Genomic DNA, 21,320 nt, shown 5'->3' on the forward strand with positions numbered 1-21,320 from the left:
CGGGCAGAGGCCAAGGGTTTGGGGCGGTGAAGCTATTAATTTATGTATTATGTATGTATTAACAAATTGTAATGTAGTTGGGGGAGGTTGACCTGGTTGATAAAGTTGACGGAGTTGATAGTATGGGCAAGTGAGTGGCCCACTGCCTACAGCCTACTGCCTTTTTTCTTCTTCACCGCACTAACAACCTTTTCCCCATTATAATAAGCACACACCTTTTTCATTAAACAAATAGGGCATTCAGGTTCGGGGTGACATATCTCCCGGCCCAGGAACGACATCGCCATACCGGCATCCCATTCTTTTTCAGGCAGCAACTCCATTAATTGTTTTTCTATCTTTTCAGCATTATCAGTTGTAACAATGCCCAATCTGTTTGAAACCCGTATGGTGTGCAGGTCAACGATAATTCCCTGCGGCGATGCTTTTGCGCCACGCCGGATCACATTGGCTGATTTTCTACCAATGCCCGGTAATTCAACCAGCGATTCCATGTCAAGCGGAATATTGCTGTCTGTTTTTATTTCCTTAGCCATGTTCACCAGCCATTGCGCCTTATGCGCAAAATTCCTGACCTTACTGATGAGCGGGAATAAAGATTTCGGATCAGCTTTGGAAAGGGCTTTTATATCGGGATATGTTTTAAAGAAGTCCGGGGCCAATTGATTGATCAAACTATCGGTTGCCTGTGCGGATAAAACAACCATTACAATCCACTGATAAGAATTGGCAGCATCGAGGGGATGCTTTTTGTTTTTATACTTCTTCAACAATGGCTTTATTTCAATGGACCAGTCAATAGCGGAAGATTTCATATAGCAAATATTATATATAAAGCTACCGAAATAGAAGAAAGGTTTTTCAAATAACCGGGAAAAGTATAATTCTTGTCGTAAAACATATAAGTGCGCCAGCCGGGTGCTATGGAACTTTGTGTTGTAAATAAAAACAATCGTTATGACAACAACACAAAGCAAAATATCCCTGGTAACCGGTGGTAGCCGTGGCTTAGGAAAAGAAATGGCGCTGGAACTGGCAAAAAGAGGCCAGGATGTTATCATCACTTACTATTCCAAAAAAGAGGAGGCCGAACAGGTTGTACAGGAAATTGAAAAAATAGGCCGCAAAGCTGCAGTACTGCCGTTGAACACGGGTAAGGCAGATAGCTTTGGTGAATTTGTAAAATCATTCTCCGCCACCTTAAGAAGTAAATTTTCTACCGATCGTTTCGATTACCTGATCAACAATGCCGGGGTAGGGTTGGTAGTTCCTTCTTTTGCTGATACTACCGAAGCCCAGTTTGATGAATTGATGAATGTACATCTGAAAGGAGTTTTCTTTCTTACCCAAAAACTATTGCCTTTTATAAATGATGGCGGTGGTATTGTGAATTTGTCAAGTGGTTTAACCCGCACTACCTTTCCGGGCAGTGGCGCTTATGCCAGTATGAAATCGGCTATTGAAACGCTGACCCGGTACCTGGCCGTTGAATTAGGCGGCCGCGGCATCAGGGTAAACATTGTAGCGCCGGGAACAGTGCCTACTGATTTTAGTGGTGGCCGGTTGAAGAATAGCCCCGAACTGCAGGAGCATATTAAAGCAATTACTGCGCTGAAGCGGATCGCACAGCCTGATGACATTTCCGGTGTGGTAGCCTTCTTATGTTCCGATGATGCTAAATGGGTAACAGCTCAGCGGATAGAAGCCTCTGGTGGACTGCATTTGTAAAAAATGTTTACCTTAACAGTAACCTTTTAATGGTATGTTATGGAATACGTAGATATCAACTCGATCCCGGAATTACATGAATTTTATCAGTATGAAAAGCCTACTCATCCGCTGATCACTATAATTGATTGGGCGAACGTAGACAGGAGCAAAAGAAAGAAAGGTGATATTTATTACCGCCTCAATATGTATGCGATTTCGTGTAAAAAGTTTCAGGGTGAATTTAAGTATGGCCGTTCTACTTATGATTTTTCAGAAGGGTCATTAATATTCACTGCGCCGCATCAACCGATACAACCCGACCCCACCATAGAGGTGCGGGAAGGGTGGGCGCTCTACATTCATCCTGATTTCCTGAATGCTTCAAAAAAAGGAAGTGCATTGACCAGTTTTTCTTTTTTTGGCTACGAGACCCATGAAGCCCTGCATATATCCGATGCGGAAAAAAATATCCTGGAAGAATGCCTGCACAACATTCAAAGGGAAATAGTACAGAATCTGGATAGTCATACTTATAATTTGATGCTGACTTATCTCGAGCTCTTTTTTGGTTACTGCACCCGGTTTTACGACCGGCAGTTTTTAACCCGGGTTAAAGTGAGTAATGATACCGTAGAGAATTTTGAACGGCTGTTGAAGGAATATTTTGCCCAGGATACGCTTATTGAAACCGGATTACCCGATGTGAAATATTTTGCGTCGCAATTAAATCTGTCACCAAACTATTTATCCGATCTGCTAAATAAATACACCGGTAAAACAACGCTGGAACACATTCATTTAAAGCTGATTGAAAAAGCCAGGTCGTTGTTGTGGAGCAGTGAAATGGCCATTTCGGAAATAGCGTATCACCTCGGCTTCGAGCATCCTTCACATTTTACCAAGTTATTCAAATCGAAGACAGGTAAATCTCCAAAGGAGTTCAGGCAGCATTAGGAGATAAGAGGTAAGAGGTACGAAGATAATAAAAAAGGTGAGCTCGCATTTTATAGCGAACTCACCTTTTTTATTTCTTACTTCCTACTTCTTACTTCCTGCTTCGCTAATTAGCGTCCCACCACACTTTTATATAGATCAAAGATATGCCCGGGAAGTTGGCATTTCTTGTTACTTCTGAGCTGGGGTATAATAACCGTTCTGGCATTCTGCCTGCGCCTAAAGTGCTGGCAGCAGAGGTAACAAGGAAGTCAGGGTAATTGGTGCGGCGCCATTCCGTCCAGGCTTCAAAACCCTGGTTACCGGTCATGGCCAGCCATTTTTGTATAATGATGGCCCGGACCTGGTTCTGCGTGCCTGCAGGCCATTGTGCAGCCGGGGCAGCTGCCACATAAGTAGTTGCGCCCTCGACATTATAAGCATCAAAGCTTGCCGTGATGCCATTCGTAAATAATAGTTGGGCAGTTTTACCGGTATTTAACCAGCCTCTTGCCACTGCTTCTGCCTGTAGAAAATTACTTTCTGCGGCCGACATCAATTTAACCGGCGCATTGGCGGATTTGTCGTTCTGTCCGGTGGCTCCGACAACTGGCGAGGGTAATGCTATTGAGTCATTACGGCTGTTGGTTCGGTAAGTTCCCTGCTTGATGCCAACGATGGAATCGATCCGGGTTTCGTTAAAGAACACATTGATCCTGGGGTCATTATTATCTGTCATAAATTTAGTTACCGTTTCACTGGCTACCATATTTTGCGTGCGACCCAGGCCAAGCATTTCAGAAAACAATGGATTTTGATTACCACCAATGGTACTGTAATTGATCTGTGCATCGTCTTCCAGGAAAAGTGTACCGGGGTCGCTTAGTGTGGCTATGCCGGCGGCTGCTTTTTGTGGTGCTATTTCAGATAAACGCAAATAGGCCCTTAATTTAAAGGTATTGGCAAAACGCAGCCATTGCTCCATATCGCCCTGAAACAGGAGGTCGTCGTTTGAAGGAGTTACTTCCGCGTTCACATCAATTAATGAAATGGCACGGTCTGTATAAGCGAAGATGCTGTCATAGACCTGTTGCTGTGGTGTATACGACGGATTGGTAACATTGGTAGTGGCGGCCTGGGTTAAAGGCACATCACCAAATGCATCGGTGGCTAACTGCATGTCATAGGCTTTCATTAAAAGCGCAATGGCTGTATATTGATTTAAACTTGCCTTACCCTGTGTCAGGGTTAATATTTCCTGTATATCCTGTAACCCATCGGAATACATCATGCGCCATACCCGGTCGAAATCAGTAGTGGAGCTGGCGTATTGATCGATACTTCTGTATTGTGAAGAAGTGGGATTTTGTGTCCAGAACTGCGCCCAAAAATTGCCATAGATCTGGAGCGGGTTCCCCAGTACATGCCCTATGGCTGCCTGTACTGCAGGCAGTAACAGATCTGGTGAGGCTGTTGTTGATAAATTAGGATTCGTATTCACATCCAGGTATTTCTTACAGCCGGCAAAGCCGGTAGCAGTAAGTATCAGCAACAAGATGCCGTATTTTTTTATATAATGAGTTGTCATAGTTAATTCTTTTTAACGGTTAGAAACTGGCGCTTATGTTAAACCCAAAATTCCGTTGTGATGGCTGGGCAGTGAAATCGAAACCTTGCAGGTTGGTGGCGCCTGCAGAATTGATTTCCGGATCTACATATTTATTGGCAGAGGGAACCCATAAGAACAGGTTGTTCCCAAATAAGCCAAAGGTCAGATCGCCAAAGGGCCCATTTTTAAGCGCACTTTTCTTCAGTTTATAACTCAGGCTTATTTCCCGTAATTTGACATAGGAAGCATCGATCACATTCCGGCCATAAGGCAGGTCACTGAAGTAATTCTGTGGCAACATTTTGATCGATGTATTTTCCACCAGTTTATTAGTGGGGTCCAAATAAACAGAGTTAGGGAAAACATAAGGCTCGCGGCCATGTTCTGCGGTTTCCCAGGCGGTACCATTGAAGTCGATGATATCTTTGGTGCGCGAAACAAATTGCCCGCCGCTTTTTCTATCAAACAGCACATTAAAGCTCCATTGTTGGTAGCGTATATTGGCGCCCAGTGAGGCGATGTATTTTGGATTGTAGGAATCAAAATAAACAGCACTGGGGGTTTGAAGTGGAATGCCGGTTTTGGGATCAACGATCACCCTGCCCTGGTCATCATGTTGAACATCTACCCCATAAAAAGTACCGTATGGTTTTCCTTCAGCGGCAACAGCTGTCATATCTGCCAACCCACCCAGTGAAACCTGGGTTACGCCTTCCTGTTGCAGGTCAACTACCTTATTGCGGTTATGGGTATAGGTGCCATACAGTTCAAGCGAGAACCCTGATGAAGTGCGGATAGGGGTACCGCGCAAACTTATTTCTACACCCTTGTTTTCCACTATGCCGCCATTGATCACCTTGCTGGTGAAGCCTGATGCTTCAGAGATCGGAATGGTAAGGATCTGGTCTTTTGACCTGTTTTTGTAAACGGAGAAGTCAACATACAGGCGGTTGTTCCAGAGGTTCATTTCCGCGCCTAATTCATAAGCGGTAGTGATCTCTGGTTTTAAGTTCGAATTGCCGATCCGTCCGTACCGGGTAAGACCGGGTACACCGTTAAATGGAAAAGTAGTGCTACCGAAGCTTCCATCAATTTCAGCCCGCGCATAGTAGTTGTTAAGCAGGAATGGATTGGCATCGTTACCCACCTGGGCTACACTGGCCCTTACCTTTCCATAGTTTATGATATCACCCAGTTTCCCGTCTTTCAACAATTCTGAAAAAACAAAAGAAGCGCTGGCACTGGGATAGAAAAAGGAATTATTGTTTTCAGGCAGGGTAGATGACCAGTCGTTGCGTGCGGTAAGGTCAAGGAAGATCATGTCTTTATAGCCTACTGTTGCCTGTGCATACAAACCCATTAACCGGCGCTGGCTGTATTCATTGTAATTGTATAGGGGACCATTGCTGTTGTCGAGGTTATACCAGCCCGGTACAATAAGCCCGAACGATTCGTTGGTGCTTGCATCCAGCAGGGAAGAGGTCCTTTGCCGCAGGTTGTGCCCAATCATCAGGCTTCCGGTAAAATCGGTACCGAAATCTTTTTTGGCAGTGACCATCAGGTCATGTACCACTTCACTTACATTGAAAGTATTTTCCCGGTATTGGCCAACATCTGAATGTATATTTTCCGGGCCATAATTACCCGTTGTTTCATCCCAGGGGAGGAAACTAAACTTGGGATATTTAAATCGTCTGCGATCGCTGTATACGTCGGCACCGATCCGTTCTACGATGTTCAACCATTTCAGTGGTTTCCAGGTAATGGTAAAATTACCAACCACGCGGTCTACATCATTTTCGTTCCTATAGTTTGCTAATAACCAATAAGGGCTTATGGTATAAGCTGCATAATTGCCATACACTTGTTCACCGCGGTCATTCAAAAATCCGTACCCATAATAGGGATTGTTCATGTCGTCCATTTTATCAAGCGGTATATCGCGCGGAGTTTGCAACACATTGTCAAACACTGAACCGGGGCCTTGTCCGCCCTGTACCAGGTTGCTGTTGATCCGGCTGTAATTAATGCTTACGCTGGCAGAAAAGCTATTGGTAAAATTGGCATTCCCGTTAAACCGGACGTTGTACCGGTCGTATTTGTCTTTATTGGTAGGCATGATACCATCGGAGTTCAAACTATTGAGCGATAAATAAAAGGTGGTCTTTTCGCCTGAACCGGCAAATGAAACCGTATTGCTGATGCCTTTACCCAGCTCAAAGAAATCCCTGATGTTATCTTCCTGTGCTGAATATGGTTTTTTTAACCGTACGCCATTGATCTCCTGACCCCATTCCTGTAAGGAGTCATTAAATGGAAAACCCCAGCTCCAGTTTTCCTTGGGATCGTTATAATATTCATTATTTCCGTTGGCATCAGAACCAATCTGATAACCCTGGCCATAGCCATTTTGCAATTTGGGCAGTTTCAATACGTCAGAGAAAGTAACGGTTGAACTAACGGTGATCTCATTTTTTTGTCCTTTGCGGCCCGACTTTGTTGTAATAACAACGGCGCCGTTAGATGCCCGGGAACCATACAGGGCTGCTGCCGTTGGGCCTTTCAGCACTGTTACGGATTCAATATCTTCCGGGTTAATATCGTTCCCACGGTTACCGAAATTAACGGTGCTTCTGGGGTCAACCGTTCCGCTGTTTTGAGTGGTGCGTAAATCGCTGCCACCGAGGAAATCTGAGTTATCGATAGGAACACCGTCTACCACAATTAGAGCCTGGTTATTACCACTGATAGAGGAACCCCCTCTCAATACAATGCGGGTAGAGCTGTTGGGGGCGCCCCCAACACTGGTAATATTTACCCCGGCCACCTTGCCTTGTAAGGCACTTAACGGGCTGGAGCTACGCCCATTAAGCAGTTCATCGCTTTTTACTACAGGGGCTGAATAACCCAGTGAGCGTTTGTCGCGCCGGATAGCATTGGCAGTAACAATTGTTTCCATCAGCGTGCCGGCTTCAACCTGTAAGGAAACATCGATAACGTTGCGGTTCTTTATTGGCACTTCCATGGCCTGGTAGCCTACAATGCTGAATACCAGGGTGGCATTGCCATCAACATTAGAGAACCGGTACAAACCTTCTGCATCTGTTGCGGTACCTGTGGAGGATCCTTTTACAGTTACAGAAACACCCTGTAAGGGTTGTTGGTCATTTGCACTGGTAACTTTACCACTTACGGATATAAATCGTTTTCCCGGGGTATTGTTTGGATTAGCAGTTGTGTGAAGAGATAAATTAAGAAGAAAGAGAAGGAGCATACATGGAAAGACCACTGAGCTGCTTTGGTTGGCATCAATGCTTTTCATACACAGTTAGTTTAAATGGTGTACAAAAAATCTGGTAAGCCACTGGTAAATTTGTGCCATGGCTTCACAGATTTTAACAATTGATTCGCAGAAAATTTCATGCCCCGGTTATTGTCAACTATGCTTGATGCGGGGGAATTATTTAAGCGGCGTTAATGGGGTAGACTGATTGGGGAGAATTAGTTAACGGGTTGACAAGTTAACAGGTTGATAGAGTTAACAGGTTGATAGAGTTAACAGGTTGACAGGTTGATAGAGTTGATGGAGGAAGATGAGGAGGTGAGTGGGAGTTGTCAGTGGTGAGTAGTGAGTAGTGAGTGGTGAGTGGTGAGTAGTGAGTAAGCTCGCGAATTTCCGGAGTTCCGAACATTCGCAAACCTACCAAACTATTAGATGTCTGAAAAATCGGGAATTCACTCACCACTCACTCACCACTCACTACTGAAGCATTAAGCTGTATTTCTTTCTGCCTTCTGCCCTTTGCCCTCTGCCCTTCTACTGCCTGTTTCTCCCAAAAATAGCACCTCGTATCAGTGCAATGATCAATGTAAATACGGCAGAACCGACAACAGCCCATACAACGGGAAAAGTTTTAGCACCCACTTTTATGGCGAAGATCTCAGGCAGGCCAAATTTACCGGCTATCCATAGCCCAATATAGGCACCGATAAAACCAACGATGATGGAAACAAAACAACCGCCCAGATCGTAGCCTGCCAGGGATTGCCCTACGCCGCCGCAGATGGCAGCAATAACTAAAAGTATAAGCAACTCAGTGAGTGTCATAGCAAAAGGTTTTTTTAAAAATAAGCAATTGCAATTTGAATGCCGCAATAAATGTTTATTTTTGCATCCATTGAAAAACAAGTTCAAACTTGTGTTATGTAATCGTCTTCACATATAATCCTTTCTGATTGAATGCGCTATACAAAGCGCGTTACACTATTCTTTTTTCTATACTGATAATATATGCCATCCGGAAAATACGGTCGCACGTATCATTATCCCTTTTCGCCGGGCACTACCAGCGATGACCGGATAAATTTTGATTACTGGAACGACCTTCAACAAATAAAAACGGTAGTACATACCGAAAAGCTCGACGGTGAAAATAACTGTCTGAACAAATGGGGCGTGTTTGCGCGATCGCATGCAGCGCCAACCACATCACCCTGGACGGCCACTTTGCGCGAATTCTGGCACCTGGTAAAAAACGACCTGGGCGATCTGGAAATATTTTTAGAGAACATGTATGCCGTGCATTCCATCCGGTACCAACAGCTGCCTCATCATTTTTATGTTTTTGCAGTACGGGAGGCGGATCGCTGGCTGAGCTGGGAAGAAGTACAATTCTATGCCGCCCTGCTGGAACTGCCCACCGTGCCAGTGATTGAAATAGAGAACACACCCGGTAACAGGCCATTATTCGAAGAAAAACTGTTGCATAAGACCGCTTCGGCCGGCGTTTTTGATCCGGTTGATACAGCAACGGGAAAGCTCTGCACCCTGGAAGGCATTGTAAGCCGGAATACGGACGGATTTCACAACCATGTATTTGCGCACAACATTTTTAAATGGGTGCGTAAAGGGCATGTAAAAACAAATGAGCACTGGACCCGCAACTGGAAACGGGCATCATTGAAACACGAAGGAGGTAATTATGTGGACTTTAACAACCGATAAAAGCTGGGAACAGCTGTGCCAGCAGTTCAGTTGGGTGCGTGATATGGAGAACGTGCCGCAAGACCCTGTATACCATGCCGAAGGTAACGTGGCCATTCATACGCGTATGGTGCTGGCGGCCCTGGAACAACTGCCGGAATTTAAACAATTGCCGGCACAACAGCAGGAAGTGTTATGGGCTGCAGCCTTGTTGCATGATGTAGAAAAACGCAGCACCACAGTGCACGAAGCAGATGGCAGCATTACCTCGCGCGGGCATTCAAAAAAAGGCGCCCTTACTGCGCGGCAGATCTTATACACGCAACACCCGGCACCATTCCAGGTACGGGAACAGGTTGTGCAACTGGTGCGCTACCACGGCATGCCCATTTGGGCCATTGAAAGAAGAGAACCGGCCCGGGTGATCTTTGAAACCAGTGAAATGGTAGATACCCAATTACTTTCTCTTTTGGCAAGGGCCGATGCATTGGGGAGAATTTGCAACGATCAGGCGGAACTGTTATACCGCATCGACCTGTTTGAAGCCTTATGCCAGGAACAACATTGCTGGGGGCAGCCTAAGGCTTTTCAAACACCTCATGCCCGGTTCCATTATTTTAATAAAATGGACAGTACGCCTGATTATGTTCCATTCGATGATTTTGGAGCAACGGTGGTACTCTTGTGCGGATTGCCCGGCGCGGGTAAAGACACCTACGTGCAACAGCAGTATAAACACTGGCCGGTGATCAACCTCGATGAGATCCGCCGGAAAAACAAGATAGCGCCCACCGATAAAAGCGGAAATGGTACCGTTGTTCAACTGGCCAAAGAACAGGCCCGGGAATATTTACGCCGCAAACAACATTTTGTTTGGAACGCCACCAACGTAACCCGGCAAATGCGGGCGCAACTGGTAGAGCTGTTTGTTACCTATAAAGCCTATGTAAAAATGGTGTATGTAGAAGTACCCTATAGCAGGCTGCATGTGCAGAACAACAACCGGGAGGCGGTAGTTCCGCGCAATGCCCTCGACAGGCTGGTCTCGAAGCTGGAAGTACCGGCTGGTTGGGAGGCGCTTGAGGTGGTTTATTGCGTGAAGTAGGAGATATTTCCTACCTCGTACCTCCTACCTCTGATCACTTACTTCATCAAGTTTAAAAACAAAAGGGGACTTTTATTTTAAGTCCCCTTTGTTCTATGGAACAAACTCACTACCATCAGGCCGGCGAACTCTTTCCAGTAAAAAAATGTATTTGATGTATTGGAAGGGTATCCACAGATCATCGTAACCAGTTGCTGGATTATAACTATGCAGACACACTTTATTGGAATCTGTATTGGTGTCGGTAGGGCATTTTAATAAACAAAACTGCTCGCCTTTATAATCGATGATAAAAACCATGGGGCGGTGCAGGGGAATTTCCTCCATATATTTAATGGGTAACAGCCGGCCCAGCACCATACTGCCGCCAGGGATCGCCCGCTCGCTGTGGTCATTCATACTATCGCCCTGGTTGGGAAACCAATAGTATCGTTCACCGGCAATTTTATCCGGCGCATCGAGATAGTATTTGGGTTTGCCCAATGCTTTTTTCAGTTCCTGATCGTCCTCGCTGTTAAGAAATTCCATACACATCAGTTTGAACAATAAAGGTACGTTTTACGCTAGGGAAGTGATGGAGCTGTTAGCTTTATGATAATGGAGGCAATAACGCTGACTAAAACCAGGAGAACGATCCATGTTCTGTTTTTGGTTTTACGATCGACGTTTTTGTCTTTCTGGATTTTTATCAAACTCCAGATCATCAATCCCGTTAATACACTGCCTGCAGCGCCAACTATTACTTTATTGTTAACCGCATACACGCAGATCATAAGTCCCCCCACGATAAATGGCAGCAGGAATTGAAGCTTTTTGAATAGGGAATTGCTTTTGATTGTGATGGGGTGTATTTGTTGCAGGGTAGCTTCCAGCTGTTCATAGTGCTCAATTTGCACGGGAATGATAATGGTGCCATTGTTTCGGCTGCCCTTAATGGTAAAACCACCCTTGGGATGTTTGGCAATTTCAATCACTTCGGTAACTAAAATCGAAATATCAGGGGTGTTCAGTTGCTCCCGGCAAATAAGTTGGTCGGAAATAGTCAGTTCGTAACTTTCTGCCATGACTTTTTGCTTTTTTATTCCGCGCCAGAGAGAAAATGAGAATGTTCCCAGGATTAAAATAACCGGGAAAATATAATAAGTAGCATCTACATAGACGTTGCCACCCTGAACGATAAAGATCGTGAAAAAGAAGGTTAAGGATATAATAATGGTGGGAATTGCCCGTAGCAGGATTCTTCTGGTTAATCCTTCCGTGTTGAGCTTGAACGTTTGCATAAGGGTTAAAGCGGATTTGTGGTAAAATAATACAACTGCAATATATGGTTTCTTTATCTTTGGTTGAAGTTCCCTGGCGCCTGTACCCGTTTAAATGACTGGGTATGTATACACTAACTGTTTCTGAAAATATCTTGAAGATGGTTTGCGGCCTGGGCGTTCTGCAGGGAATGCTATTGGCTGCCCTTATTTACTTTCATCCCAAAGGTGATAAGTCGGTCAATTTTTTTCTGGCGTTGTTTATCATCAGTGTTTCGGCCGTGATCGCTTTGCCCTATCTTGTTCAAACCTTTGGCTGGCAGCACAGTTTCTTTTTGCAGGGTATCCCTTTGTTACCCGGACCGTTTTTATATCTCTACATCCGAAGTTTTAAAGAAACCATTACGCTTAAAAAAGCCTGGCCACATTTTATACTTTTCTTTGTCTGGCTTATTCCCACCTACTACAACATTGCTAAGTTTTCGAAACTATATCCCGGTGCTGAAATGATCCCGGTTGAAGTGTTGCGCAGACCCACTACTATATTGCTTGTGATGGGCCGGCCTGCCATCTCAGTCATTTATTATTTTCTGGCGCGGCGCGAACTGATCCGTTATCAGCGGTCTATCCGGCATTTGTTTTCCGAAACAAGCCGGATCGATCTCAATTGGACCCGGTTCCTGGTAAATGGCTTCCTGATCGTAGCCGGTGTTTTCTTCATCACTTTTCCACTCATCCTCACTTTGCCTGATAAAGTTTTTTTACTGCTGTTGGTCAGCATGGCTGTGGGTGTACCTTATATATATATGGCCACTTACCTGGGCATAAAGCAATATACTATTTGGCAGGTTCAACCCGGGATCAACAAAGAAGCGACAGAAGCCACCATTCAGCAGGCTGAAGAAATAGAGGAGAACAATGGCACCCATGATACCAATGGCCAAAAGACAAAACCGGTAAAACCCGCCCCAATTGACAACCGGCTGGAATTACTGGTGCAGCGGATCATTGTTTTGATGGAAGAAGAAAAGCTTTACCAGGAAGCCGAACTGACATTGCAACAGGTGGCCGCTAAACTACAGGTACCCAGTTACCAGGTTTCGCAAGCCTTGAATGAAGGCATGAAAAAGAACTTTTATGACGTGGTAAACAACTACCGGGTAGAAAATGCGAAGCGATTGCTGCTCGATGAAAAGAGTCGCAACTACACCATCCTTTCCATCGGCTTTGAAGCCGGGTTCAATTCCAAAACAACATTCAATACCGTGTTCAAAAAATTCACGGGCACCACACCCACCGAGTTCCGCGATAAACAAAACGCGTTAACAACCGCCTCCTAACGCTTCGTTTTTCATACTCCATCGTTCGGATTTATGAATCGGAACGCCCACTGCGGTCGTTCGGATAATTCAACTCATTACTGGTTTTCAATTATTTATTGGTTCGAACAAACGAATCGGTCAATTCGAACAGGTACTGTCCGTTCGGATTGGCTGAATGGAACCGTAACGCCTTTTGCAGACGACAACTTTGTGTCGTCAACCAATTCAAAAAAAGATCAAAACCAATTTTATGAGCAAAAGACGGAGATGGTTCAGGAGTATGCCGGTACTGTTATTAGCAGGCTTTCTGCACGGTTCGGCAAAATCACAAACCACATCCATTACCATCAGAAGCGCCATCGATATGGCATTGGCCAATAACTACACCTTAAAGGCCGACAGTCTCAACAATCAGGTGGCACGTGATAAGGTCAGCATTGCCAAAGCTGACTTTTTGCCACAGGTTAATTTCTACAACAAGATGGAGTACAATGCGGCCCTTCCTTCACAAATGCTGCCGGGTAATGTGATCGGACAACCGGAAAAGGACCTGATCCCTGTTCAATTCGGGACCCGGTATGTAATGGGAAGCGGAATTGAAGCAACCCAAAACATCATCAAAAGAAGCAGCCGGTTGCAGGTAGCTGCTGCAGAACTGAACACCGGCATTACGCAAACCCGGCACTTATTGAACCGCGAAGACCTGGTGTACCAGGTAGCAACAGGTTATTATGACCTGCTGGCCACTACGGAAAAAATAAACACCACTAAAAAGGATTATTCCAACATTCGCGAAATCGAGCAGATTGCCAAAACTCAATTTGAAAGCGGCGTATTGAAGCGAATTGATTTTGAATCGTTACAGATCAATGCAGCCAATATTCAATCGCAGCTCGATCAATTGCAAACAACCTACAACCAGCAGCTGGCCTATTTTAAATACCTGCTGGGACTGCCCACAAATGCCGTTGTATCTATAAACAATGATATCACCCGTATACCCGGTTTAATGCAAAACGGCGGAACCCGTTTATGGGAACGGGAGGATGTTCACCTGTACCGTCAGCTGATAGAATCAAAAGAACTGGAGGTAAAAACCATCAAGGCCGAAAGAATGCCTGCGGTGAATGCTTTCTTCCGGTTTAATTATCAATCGCAATTCAATCAACCCGGGGATGCTATAAAAAGTGACTATGGGTTTAAAAGTTCTACCGTGGGCATTAACACCAGTATTCCCCTGTTCGATGGATACAGGAGAAGGAACAGGATGCACGTAGCTAAAGTGGAATTACAACAACTGCAATTTCAAAATGAACAGCAACAACAGTTGGCCAGTACAGAATGGGTGAGTGCCAGCGAAACGCTGAACAACGACCGGCAACAGGTGCTGATTACCCGGGAGAACCTGGTACTGGCTGAAAAAGTATACACCTCCCGCAAGGCCCTTTACAGCGAAGGTGTAACAACGCTGATTGAATTACTCGATGCAGAAAGGGAATTAAGTCAGTCACGTAACCTGCATACCCAATCCCTCATCAATGTACAAACCAGCCTGGTAAAGGCACACAAAGCAAACGGAACATTATTAACTGAATTTGTAAAATCAATATAACATGAAAAAGAAGATCATTCAAATAGCAGGTGCATTATTAATTGCCGGCAGCATCGGTGTGGTGCTGGCCAATAACAAATCAAAGATCGATGCGGCGGCACAACCCGTAAAGGACAATGCGGTAATACCGGTTAAAATAGCAGACGTGATATCAGATTCCTTCAGCACCGCATTTACCATAAACGGAACCACTTCACCAGCCAAAGAAGTAAAGATCGCATCGGAAGTACAGGGTAAACTGGTAAACTTATATATTAAGAACGGTGATGTAGTGCGGAAAGGACAGGTAATAGCCCAACTGGATGCCGGTGTTTTTTACGCGCAGTTGAACAGCATTGAAACTTCCCTGGCAAAAAACCAGCTCGATATTAACCGCTACACCCATTTGATTGAACTGGGGGGAGCCACACCCATGCAGCTGGAAAATGTAAAACTGCAATATGCTTCGTTGCAGGCACAGAAAAAAGAAATAGGGCAACAGATCGCGCACAGGCAGATCTTTTCACCCTTCAGTGGAAAAATTGAAAATGTTACGGTGGAAACCGGTTCGTTTGTATCGTATGGCACCGTGCTGGCCCAATTGATAGATAACTCTGCCCTGAAGATAAATGTATACCTGAGTGAACAGGAAGCCTTCAAGACAACAACCGGCCAGGCGGTAACCGTCAGCAGTGTAGTGTTGGCAGAACCGCAAACCGCTCACATCAGTATGATCAGCGATAAGGCCGATGCCGGTGGTAAGTTTTTAACAGAGATCAGTTTGCCCAACAATGGAAAGGAAAAGCTGAAAGCCGGTATGCTCACCGATGTAACCTTTTCTACCGGTGTAACTGAAACTGGATTGTCTATCCCCGTTAGTGCATTGATAGCCGGTACCAAACAAGCCACGGTGTATGTGGTAAAAGACAATAAAGCACAACAACGGGTTATTAAAACAGGTTTTGTTACACCGGTTAAAGTGCAGGTGCTGGAAGGTTTGCAGGGCGGGGAACAGGTGGTGATTTCAGGACAATTGAATCTGGAAAATGGAATGGCGGTGAGGGGAAGCAAGTAGGAGGCAGAAGGCAGAAGGCAGAAGGCAGAAGGCAGAAGGCAGAGGGCAGAAGGCAGAAGGCAGAGGGCAGAAAGAAATACACACCTGCGCAGCAACAGATCAGTAACAGACAATTCGAAACCTGGCCTCCCCCCAACCGGGGGGAGGTCGGGAGGGGGCCTGCAACAATTATAGAATAGTCAACTTTTTAAAAACACAAACATGTCATTAACAGAATTATCAATAAAAAGACCCACACTTATCGTGGTAATATTCACAGTGCTGGGATTAATAGGAATAGTAAGCTATTTCTCTATCGGGTACGAATTGCTGCCCAAGATGTCGAAACAGATCATTACCATCAGTACCAAGTATCCGGGGGCAGCGCCTTCGGAAGTAGAGAACTCGGTTACGAAGGAAATTGAAGATGCGGTCTCTTCGCTGGAGAAACTTGATAACATCAAGTCAAAATCACTGGAAGGCCAGTCGAATGTGATCGTGGAATTTAAAGCCGATGTAGACATTGACCAGGCGATGCAGGATGCACAACGGAAAGTAAATGCCATTGCCTCGCAATTGCCCGAAGATGCAAAGGATCCCGTGATCAGTAAATTCTCGGTAGATGAAGCACCGATCATGAAAATGTCTGTGGCCGCTAAAACCGACAACCGGGCACTGTACGATGTAGTGAAGCAACGGATAGTACCGCTGTTATCAAAACTTGCAGGGGTGGCCAATATTGGCATCATGGGCGGTGAAGAAAGACAGATCCGCGTAAATATCGATCGTACTAAAGTAGAACGGTATGGACTGGATGTGCAACAGGTGTTGAAGGCAATAGAAACCTCCAACCTCGATTTTCCGGCAGGTTCTGTAAAGAACATCCAGGGAGAAACCACTATCAGGCTGGCAGGTAAATTCAAAAACCCGAAAGATATAGAAGCCGTAGTGATCACCGAACGCGACGGAAAAGCCATTCACCTGAGTGATGTAGCCGTGGTGATCGATGGCATTAAAGAAACAGAAACAGTAAGCCGGTACAATGCCAATACAGCCATCGGGTTACTGGTATACAAACAAACCGATGCCAACGCAGTACAGGTAAGCCGCCAAATGCACGAAGCCATCCGGTCATTGGAAAAAGAATACAAAGCCGATGGATTAACCTTTGCTGTAGCACAGGATTCTTCGGAGTTTACCATGAAAGCGGCCGAAGCCGTGAACCACGACCTGATGCTGGCCATCTTGCTGGTGGCGTTGGTGATGCTGGTGTTTTTGCACAGCCTGCGAAATGCGGTGATCGTAATGATCGCTATACCCGCCTCCCTGGTTTCTACCTTCATTGGTATTCACCTGTTTGGTTTTACGTTCAACCTGATGACATTATTAGCCCTGTCGCTGGTAGTGGGCATATTGGTAGACGATAGTATTGTGGTGCTGGAAAATATTCAACGCCATATGGAAATGGGTAAAGACAAACGCAAGGCGGCGCTGGAAGGAAGAAATGAAATTGGCTTTACGGCCATGTCTATCACGCTGGTGGATGTGGTAGTGTTTCTGCCCATTACAATGGTAGATGGCATGATCGCCGATATCTTACGTCAGTTCTCCATGGTAGTAGTGGTATCTACCCTGATGAGCCTGTTTGTCTGTTTCACTCTTACTCCCTTGCTGGTATCACGTTTTGGTAAACTTACGCACCCAAGTCGGAAAAGATTAGGCGGACGTATTATTCTGTGGGTAGAGAAGAAGATCAACTTACTTACTGATAATTATACCATGCTGCTGAAATGGAGTTTGGGACATAAACGCTGGGTATTAGGTATTACGCTGGCATTGCTGGTAGGCTCCTTCTCATTGGTAGGCGGAGGTTTTATCGGGAATGAGTTTGTGAATATGGGCGATAGGGGCGAACTGGTAGTGAAAGTGGAAATGCCGAAAGATGCCACCATTGAACAAACCAATATGAAAACCCAGGAAGTGGAGCGGTTTATTTTAACGAAAAAGGAAGTGGTGAATGTGTTCTCCTCTATGGGAAAAAGCGATAACCAGTTTGCGGCCCAGGGCGAACGCCATATTGCAGAAGTGAGCGTAAAGCTGGTTGATAAAGGAGACCGTTCAATCAGTACCGAAAAATTCTCACAGAACATAAAAAAGGAATTGCAGGAACGGATCACCGGCGCCAAAATCAGGATCGCGAATGTAGACATCATGGGTAGCACCAGCGAGGCGCCTATTCAGGTAGTGCTCAGTGGTAGTAAAGTAGATCAGCTGCTTGCTTATGCCGATACCGTGTTACAAAAAATGAAAACCGTTCCGGGCGCTGCCGATGCAAAGATCTCCATCGAAAACGACAAACCGGAAGTAAGCATCCGCATCGACAAAGAAAAGATGATGGCCCTGGGACTGCGCATGGACCAGGTAGGTAATACAGTGAAACTGGCATTCAATGGTAACAGCGATGCGCAATTATCGGAAGGACAATACGATTATGACATCACCGTAAAACTCGATGCCTTCGACCGGGAATCTGTAAACGATCTGCAGCAGTTATCCTTTGTGAACGGGGCAGGAGAGATCATCAGACTGAACCAGTTTGCCACCATTGAAAAAACAATTGGTCCGGCCAAGCTGGAACGTAAAGACAGGATCAGCTCTGTTACAGTGTCTTGCGAAGTAACCGGCCGGCCGCAGGGAACAGTAGGCGCAGAGATAAAAGCTGCCATAGAAAAAGATCCCATACCAGGGGGTATTGCTATAGAGTATGAAGGCAACATGAAACAACAGGCGGAGGCATTTGGCAGTATGGGTTATGCCCTGATCGCTTCAATCATATTTGTGTACCTGATCATGGTGGCCTTGTACAATTCTTATATCTATCCATTTGTGGTGTTGTTTTCTATACCGGTTGCCATAGTAGGAGCTTTACTGGCACTGGCGTTGGCCATGCAATCGCTCAATATCTTTTCGCTGTTAGGTATTATTATGCTGATAGGGCTGGTGGCCAAAAACGCGATCCTGTTAGTGGATTGCGCCAACCACCTGAAACAACAGGGAATGGGGACTATAGAAGCGTTGATAGAATCGGGCCGCACCAGGTTACGTCCCATTCTGATGACAACCATTGCCATGGTGATAGGTATGCTGCCGCTGGCATTGGCGAGTGGGGCAGGGGCCGAATGGAAAAATGGTATGGCCTGGGCATTGATCGGTGGTTTAACCAGCTCTATGTTGCTTACACTGGTAGTGGTTCCTTCTATTTACCTGATCATTGACCGCCTGATTGCCCGTTTTAGCCGTAAACCCAAAACAGCTTTATCATTAGCAACAGCATAATATTCAAAATATTTAAAATTAACACCATGGAATTTTTAGTTGCCTTACCAATAATTGCCTTACCATTTTTCTTCCCCGTTGTAACTGGCTTGATGGCAAAAAGCCTGGGACGAAAATTCTGGTTATGGTTCTGGTTGGGATTACCTTTGCCCTTTGTAGCGTGCGTTATCCTGCTGTGTTTGCCGGTACGCAGAATAGAGAGAGAAAATGAATTCAGGATCTATTAAACGCTATAACATGAAAATGCCAATCAACAAACGGTTAAATGAAGTGTTGTTGCAGCACGAACAACGCAGAGCATTGATCCTCGTGATCATCTTTGCAATAGGCATCTGCTACCGTTTGCTCGATCTGTTTGTGTTGAAAATAACGGACCCAGATGCGCCTAAAAATACGTTCGGTATTGCCTGGCTGTTTCCAGTAACGATACTACTTTTTGAAGTAGTATCGTTACTGGTTATCACCAAACATTTGAAACGGAAAAAACAGCCACCCCGGGGAGCGCGGTATTTTAATACGATCATTGAAGTGTGTTTGCCTTCCTGTGTGATCTTTATTATAGCCAGACAGTACCCGCAATACAACGTACTCAGTTCGCCTGTAGTGTTTATTTATTTTATCTTTATTATACTCTCTACGCTGCGATTGAATTTCTGGCTATCATTTTTTTGCGGGTTATTTGCAGCCACCTCCTACCTGATCTTAAGGGTAGTGTTGAATGCCCATTTTTATTCGACTGATGCCGTAAAAGTAGCCATCCTGTTAATATCTGGTATAGCGGCCGGACTGGTGGCCCGGCAGATCAGGAGCGCCATCAATAGTTTATTAAAGGAAGCAGAAAAAAGGAGTATGGTTGAAGATCTTTTCGGCCAACAGATCTCGGCAGAGATCGTTGAAAAAATGCTGGAGAACGATGGGAAAATAGAAAGCAAACGGATGCAGGTCGCCATTATGTTTATCGATATTCGCAACTTCACGCAGTTTGTGGTGGGTAAAAGTCCGGAAGAAGTAGTTCAATACCAGGATGCATTTTTCAGGATAGTGATCGATACCATAACCCTCTACAATGGCATCATCAACCAGTTTTTAGGCGATGGCTGTATGGTAACTTTTGGTGCACCCGTGCAATTGGAGAACCCGGCAAAGGCAGCCGTTGATGCTGCCGTACGGTTGTTGCAGGAGCTGAACATTGTATTGGAAAACGGTGGGTTGCCTGCTACCCGCATCGGCATAGGCATTCATACTGGTGAAGTGGTGACTGGCAATATTGGTACTTCGCAACGCCGGCAGTATTCCATCACGGGCAGTGTAGTGATCCTGGCTGCAAGAATAGAACAATTGAATAAACAGTTCGGTTCCCAGTTGCTGGTTTCTGAAGAAGTGATCCAGGCAATGGATGAACAGGTGGCTGCAGCGGCCGCTACCAACTTCGGTTGTGTAGCCCTGAAAGGCTGGCACAAACCGGTTACGGTGTATGGGCTGGCCTAGTAGGTTAATCAGGCAGCAGAGGAGGTGTTAATGATTTGGATGCCCAGTATTAACTCAAGCTTGGCGATGGTTTCAAGAGTCAGATTCTCCTGGCCTTTTACAATTTTACTTATTTGTTGAGGTGATACATCCATGCGTTCTGCAAGGTCTTTTTGGGTAAGTTTCTGTGCTTTTAAAGCGCTTAACACCTTTACAGCGATAATAGCAGACCTTCTTAGCCATTCGCGGTTTTCAATGCGGTATTTTATCTTTTCTAACAAGTCAGAGGACTCATTAGATTCCAATTCTGCTAATTTTTTCATTAAGTCACTCATGTTGATATTCGTTTAAATCCTCAGGGAAAAGAATGGAATTATTCCGTAGAAATATTTTAGTTTGTTCCAGTTTTATTAATTCTTCCTGCAAATGTTTTCTTTCCATATTGTAGGTTATCTTAATGGCTCCACCCGTTACCAGATAACAATTTTGAGGCATTCGGATAGCATATACCCTTAACCAACCTCTTTTTAACCGTGCCTTACTTTTTTGAAGGGCGCAAATAACATACTCTTGATTATTGAGTGGCTTGAAAAGATGCTGGAGGCAATTGGCATTCCCTGAAAAGCCTTGTTTTGCATATTCGAATAAGGCTTCTCCTATTTCTTCTACCTCGTCTAATGTTTTACGTACAGCTTCTTCAATAGTCATTTTTCCAAAAAAGCCGGCCCAAAGATCATATTTGTGTGATTCGAAGAAGTTGTACAAGTATTCAGGGACATACATTTGGTCAAAAAACTCGTCTAACTCATTTTGTTGCTTGCCATCAAGATGAATAGCCCAAAGTCCATTCTCTCCTTTTTCTTCCACAAAGATACGTACCATTTTCATAAAGTAAACTTATAGGTTAACATTTTTTTCAACATATTTATGCCCTAAAACGCCTGAAAAGC

General features: G+C 45.0%; 17 protein-coding genes. 9 read left to right on the plus strand and 8 right to left on the minus strand.

The genetic code is table 11. The annotated features are described in order from the left end of the window. Positions 1-146 precede the first annotated feature (146 nt). Positions 147-815: an endonuclease III domain-containing protein gene (locus BMX95_RS21385; protein WP_081200447.1), complete on the minus strand. Its 669-nt coding sequence runs from the start codon at positions 813-815 to the stop codon at positions 147-149. Between the two features lie 142 nt (positions 816-957). On the opposite strand from BMX95_RS21385, the gene BMX95_RS21390 reads away from it, so the two are divergent. Together BMX95_RS21390 and BMX95_RS21395 are read left to right on the plus strand one after the other, a co-directional pair. After that, on the plus strand, positions 958-1,728 hold the full coding sequence (locus tag BMX95_RS21390) for an SDR family NAD(P)-dependent oxidoreductase (protein ID WP_081200448.1): 771 nt from the start codon (positions 958-960) through the stop codon (positions 1,726-1,728). A 39-nt stretch (positions 1,729-1,767) separates the two neighbouring features. Next, a complete protein-coding gene (locus BMX95_RS21395) occupies positions 1,768-2,664 on the plus strand; it encodes a helix-turn-helix domain-containing protein (RefSeq protein ID WP_081200449.1) in 897 nt (298 codons plus the stop codon). Between the two features lie 106 nt (positions 2,665-2,770). On the opposite strand, the gene BMX95_RS21400 is transcribed toward BMX95_RS21395, so the two are convergent. From BMX95_RS21400 to BMX95_RS21410, 3 genes are all read right to left on the minus strand, one after another. Further along, positions 2,771-4,231: a SusD/RagB family nutrient-binding outer membrane lipoprotein gene (locus BMX95_RS21400; RefSeq protein WP_081200450.1), complete on the minus strand. Its 1,461-nt coding sequence runs from the start codon at positions 4,229-4,231 to the stop codon at positions 2,771-2,773. Between the two features lie 19 nt (positions 4,232-4,250). Continuing rightward, on the minus strand, positions 4,251-7,574 hold the full coding sequence (locus BMX95_RS21405) for a SusC/RagA family TonB-linked outer membrane protein (protein WP_081200451.1): 3,324 nt from the start codon (positions 7,572-7,574) through the stop codon (positions 4,251-4,253). A 495-nt stretch (positions 7,575-8,069) separates the two neighbouring features. Beyond that, on the minus strand, positions 8,070-8,360 hold the full coding sequence (locus BMX95_RS21410; RefSeq protein ID WP_081200452.1) for a hypothetical protein: 291 nt from the start codon (positions 8,358-8,360) through the stop codon (positions 8,070-8,072). Positions 8,361-8,543: 183 nt separating this feature from the next. Here BMX95_RS21410 and BMX95_RS21415 point away from each other — a divergent pair, with 183 nt between their 5' ends. Both BMX95_RS21415 and BMX95_RS21420 read left to right on the plus strand, forming a co-directional pair. Further along, positions 8,544-9,257 (plus strand): RNA ligase family protein, encoded by a 714-nt coding sequence (locus BMX95_RS21415; RefSeq protein WP_081200453.1) that lies wholly within the window; start codon positions 8,544-8,546, stop codon positions 9,255-9,257. Next, positions 9,235-10,341, plus strand: coding sequence for an AAA family ATPase (locus BMX95_RS21420; RefSeq protein ID WP_177193707.1), 1,107 nt, complete (start codon positions 9,235-9,237; stop codon positions 10,339-10,341). Before BMX95_RS21415 ends, BMX95_RS21420 begins: the two co-directional genes overlap by 23 nt. 93 nt (positions 10,342-10,434) lie before the next feature. On the opposite strand, the gene BMX95_RS21425 is transcribed toward BMX95_RS21420, so the two are convergent. Further along, positions 10,435-10,869 carry a hypothetical protein gene (locus tag BMX95_RS21425; RefSeq protein WP_081200455.1) on the minus strand — a complete coding sequence of 145 codons (435 nt, stop codon included), beginning with the start codon at positions 10,867-10,869 and terminating at the stop codon, positions 10,435-10,437. A 35-nt stretch (positions 10,870-10,904) separates the two neighbouring features. Next, positions 10,905-11,621 carry a hypothetical protein gene (locus BMX95_RS21430; RefSeq protein WP_081200456.1) on the minus strand — a complete coding sequence of 239 codons (717 nt, stop codon included), beginning with the start codon at positions 11,619-11,621 and terminating at the stop codon, positions 10,905-10,907. A 104-nt stretch (positions 11,622-11,725) separates the two neighbouring features. Here BMX95_RS21430 and BMX95_RS21435 point away from each other — a divergent pair, with 104 nt between their 5' ends. The 5 genes from BMX95_RS21435 to BMX95_RS21460 all read left to right on the plus strand — a co-directional run bounded on the left by BMX95_RS21435 (position 11,726) and on the right by BMX95_RS21460 (position 20,391). Next, positions 11,726-12,940: a helix-turn-helix domain-containing protein gene (locus tag BMX95_RS21435; RefSeq protein ID WP_081200457.1), complete on the plus strand. Its 1,215-nt coding sequence runs from the start codon at positions 11,726-11,728 to the stop codon at positions 12,938-12,940. Between the two features lie 232 nt (positions 12,941-13,172). Further along, positions 13,173-14,534: a TolC family protein gene (locus BMX95_RS21440; protein ID WP_081200458.1), complete on the plus strand. Its 1,362-nt coding sequence runs from the start codon at positions 13,173-13,175 to the stop codon at positions 14,532-14,534. A 1-nt stretch (position 14,535) separates the two neighbouring features. Continuing rightward, positions 14,536-15,588: an efflux RND transporter periplasmic adaptor subunit gene (locus BMX95_RS21445; protein WP_081200459.1), complete on the plus strand. Its 1,053-nt coding sequence runs from the start codon at positions 14,536-14,538 to the stop codon at positions 15,586-15,588. A 201-nt stretch (positions 15,589-15,789) separates the two neighbouring features. Beyond that, positions 15,790-18,903, plus strand: a complete 3,114-nt coding sequence (locus BMX95_RS21450; RefSeq protein WP_081200460.1) for an efflux RND transporter permease subunit — start codon at positions 15,790-15,792, stop codon at positions 18,901-18,903. A 237-nt stretch (positions 18,904-19,140) separates the two neighbouring features. Continuing rightward, positions 19,141-20,391, plus strand: a complete 1,251-nt coding sequence (locus tag BMX95_RS21460; protein WP_165758917.1) for an adenylate/guanylate cyclase domain-containing protein — start codon at positions 19,141-19,143, stop codon at positions 20,389-20,391. A gap of 8 nt (positions 20,392-20,399) precedes the next feature. Here BMX95_RS21460 and BMX95_RS21465 read toward each other — a convergent pair whose 3' ends face one another. After that, positions 20,400-20,705, minus strand: coding sequence for a helix-turn-helix transcriptional regulator (locus BMX95_RS21465; RefSeq protein WP_081200463.1), 306 nt, complete (start codon positions 20,703-20,705; stop codon positions 20,400-20,402). Next, a complete protein-coding gene (locus BMX95_RS21470; protein WP_081200464.1) occupies positions 20,698-21,258 on the minus strand; it encodes a hypothetical protein in 561 nt (186 codons plus the stop codon). Before BMX95_RS21470 ends, BMX95_RS21465 begins: the two co-directional genes overlap by 8 nt. Positions 21,259-21,320 lie beyond the last annotated feature (62 nt).

Source organism: Niastella yeongjuensis (assembly GCF_900110245.1).
In the GTDB taxonomy this organism is placed as follows: domain Bacteria; phylum Bacteroidota; class Bacteroidia; order Chitinophagales; family Chitinophagaceae; genus Niastella; species Niastella yeongjuensis.

Coding starts and splice junctions, on each gene's coding strand:
- BMX95_RS21385 (WP_081200447.1), bottom strand. CDS start 815: ATGAAATCTTCCGCTATTGACTGGTCCATTGAAATAAAGCCATTGTTG.
- BMX95_RS21390 (WP_081200448.1), top strand. CDS start 958: ATGACAACAACACAAAGCAAAATATCCCTGGTAACCGGTGGTAGCCGT.
- BMX95_RS21395 (WP_081200449.1), top strand. CDS start 1,768: ATGGAATACGTAGATATCAACTCGATCCCGGAATTACATGAATTTTAT.
- BMX95_RS21400 (WP_081200450.1), bottom strand. CDS start 4,231: ATGACAACTCATTATATAAAAAAATACGGCATCTTGTTGCTGATACTT.
- BMX95_RS21405 (WP_081200451.1), bottom strand. CDS start 7,574: ATGAAAAGCATTGATGCCAACCAAAGCAGCTCAGTGGTCTTTCCATGT.
- BMX95_RS21410 (WP_081200452.1), bottom strand. CDS start 8,360: ATGACACTCACTGAGTTGCTTATACTTTTAGTTATTGCTGCCATCTGC.
- BMX95_RS21415 (WP_081200453.1), top strand. CDS start 8,544: ATGCCATCCGGAAAATACGGTCGCACGTATCATTATCCCTTTTCGCCG.
- BMX95_RS21420 (WP_177193707.1), top strand. CDS start 9,235: ATGTGGACTTTAACAACCGATAAAAGCTGGGAACAGCTGTGCCAGCAG.
- BMX95_RS21425 (WP_081200455.1), bottom strand. CDS start 10,869: ATGGAATTTCTTAACAGCGAGGACGATCAGGAACTGAAAAAAGCATTG.
- BMX95_RS21430 (WP_081200456.1), bottom strand. CDS start 11,621: ATGCAAACGTTCAAGCTCAACACGGAAGGATTAACCAGAAGAATCCTG.
- BMX95_RS21435 (WP_081200457.1), top strand. CDS start 11,726: ATGTATACACTAACTGTTTCTGAAAATATCTTGAAGATGGTTTGCGGC.
- BMX95_RS21440 (WP_081200458.1), top strand. CDS start 13,173: ATGAGCAAAAGACGGAGATGGTTCAGGAGTATGCCGGTACTGTTATTA.
- BMX95_RS21445 (WP_081200459.1), top strand. CDS start 14,536: ATGAAAAAGAAGATCATTCAAATAGCAGGTGCATTATTAATTGCCGGC.
- BMX95_RS21450 (WP_081200460.1), top strand. CDS start 15,790: ATGTCATTAACAGAATTATCAATAAAAAGACCCACACTTATCGTGGTA.
- BMX95_RS21460 (WP_165758917.1), top strand. CDS start 19,141: ATGAAAATGCCAATCAACAAACGGTTAAATGAAGTGTTGTTGCAGCAC.
- BMX95_RS21465 (WP_081200463.1), bottom strand. CDS start 20,705: ATGAGTGACTTAATGAAAAAATTAGCAGAATTGGAATCTAATGAGTCC.
- BMX95_RS21470 (WP_081200464.1), bottom strand. CDS start 21,258: ATGAAAATGGTACGTATCTTTGTGGAAGAAAAAGGAGAGAATGGACTT.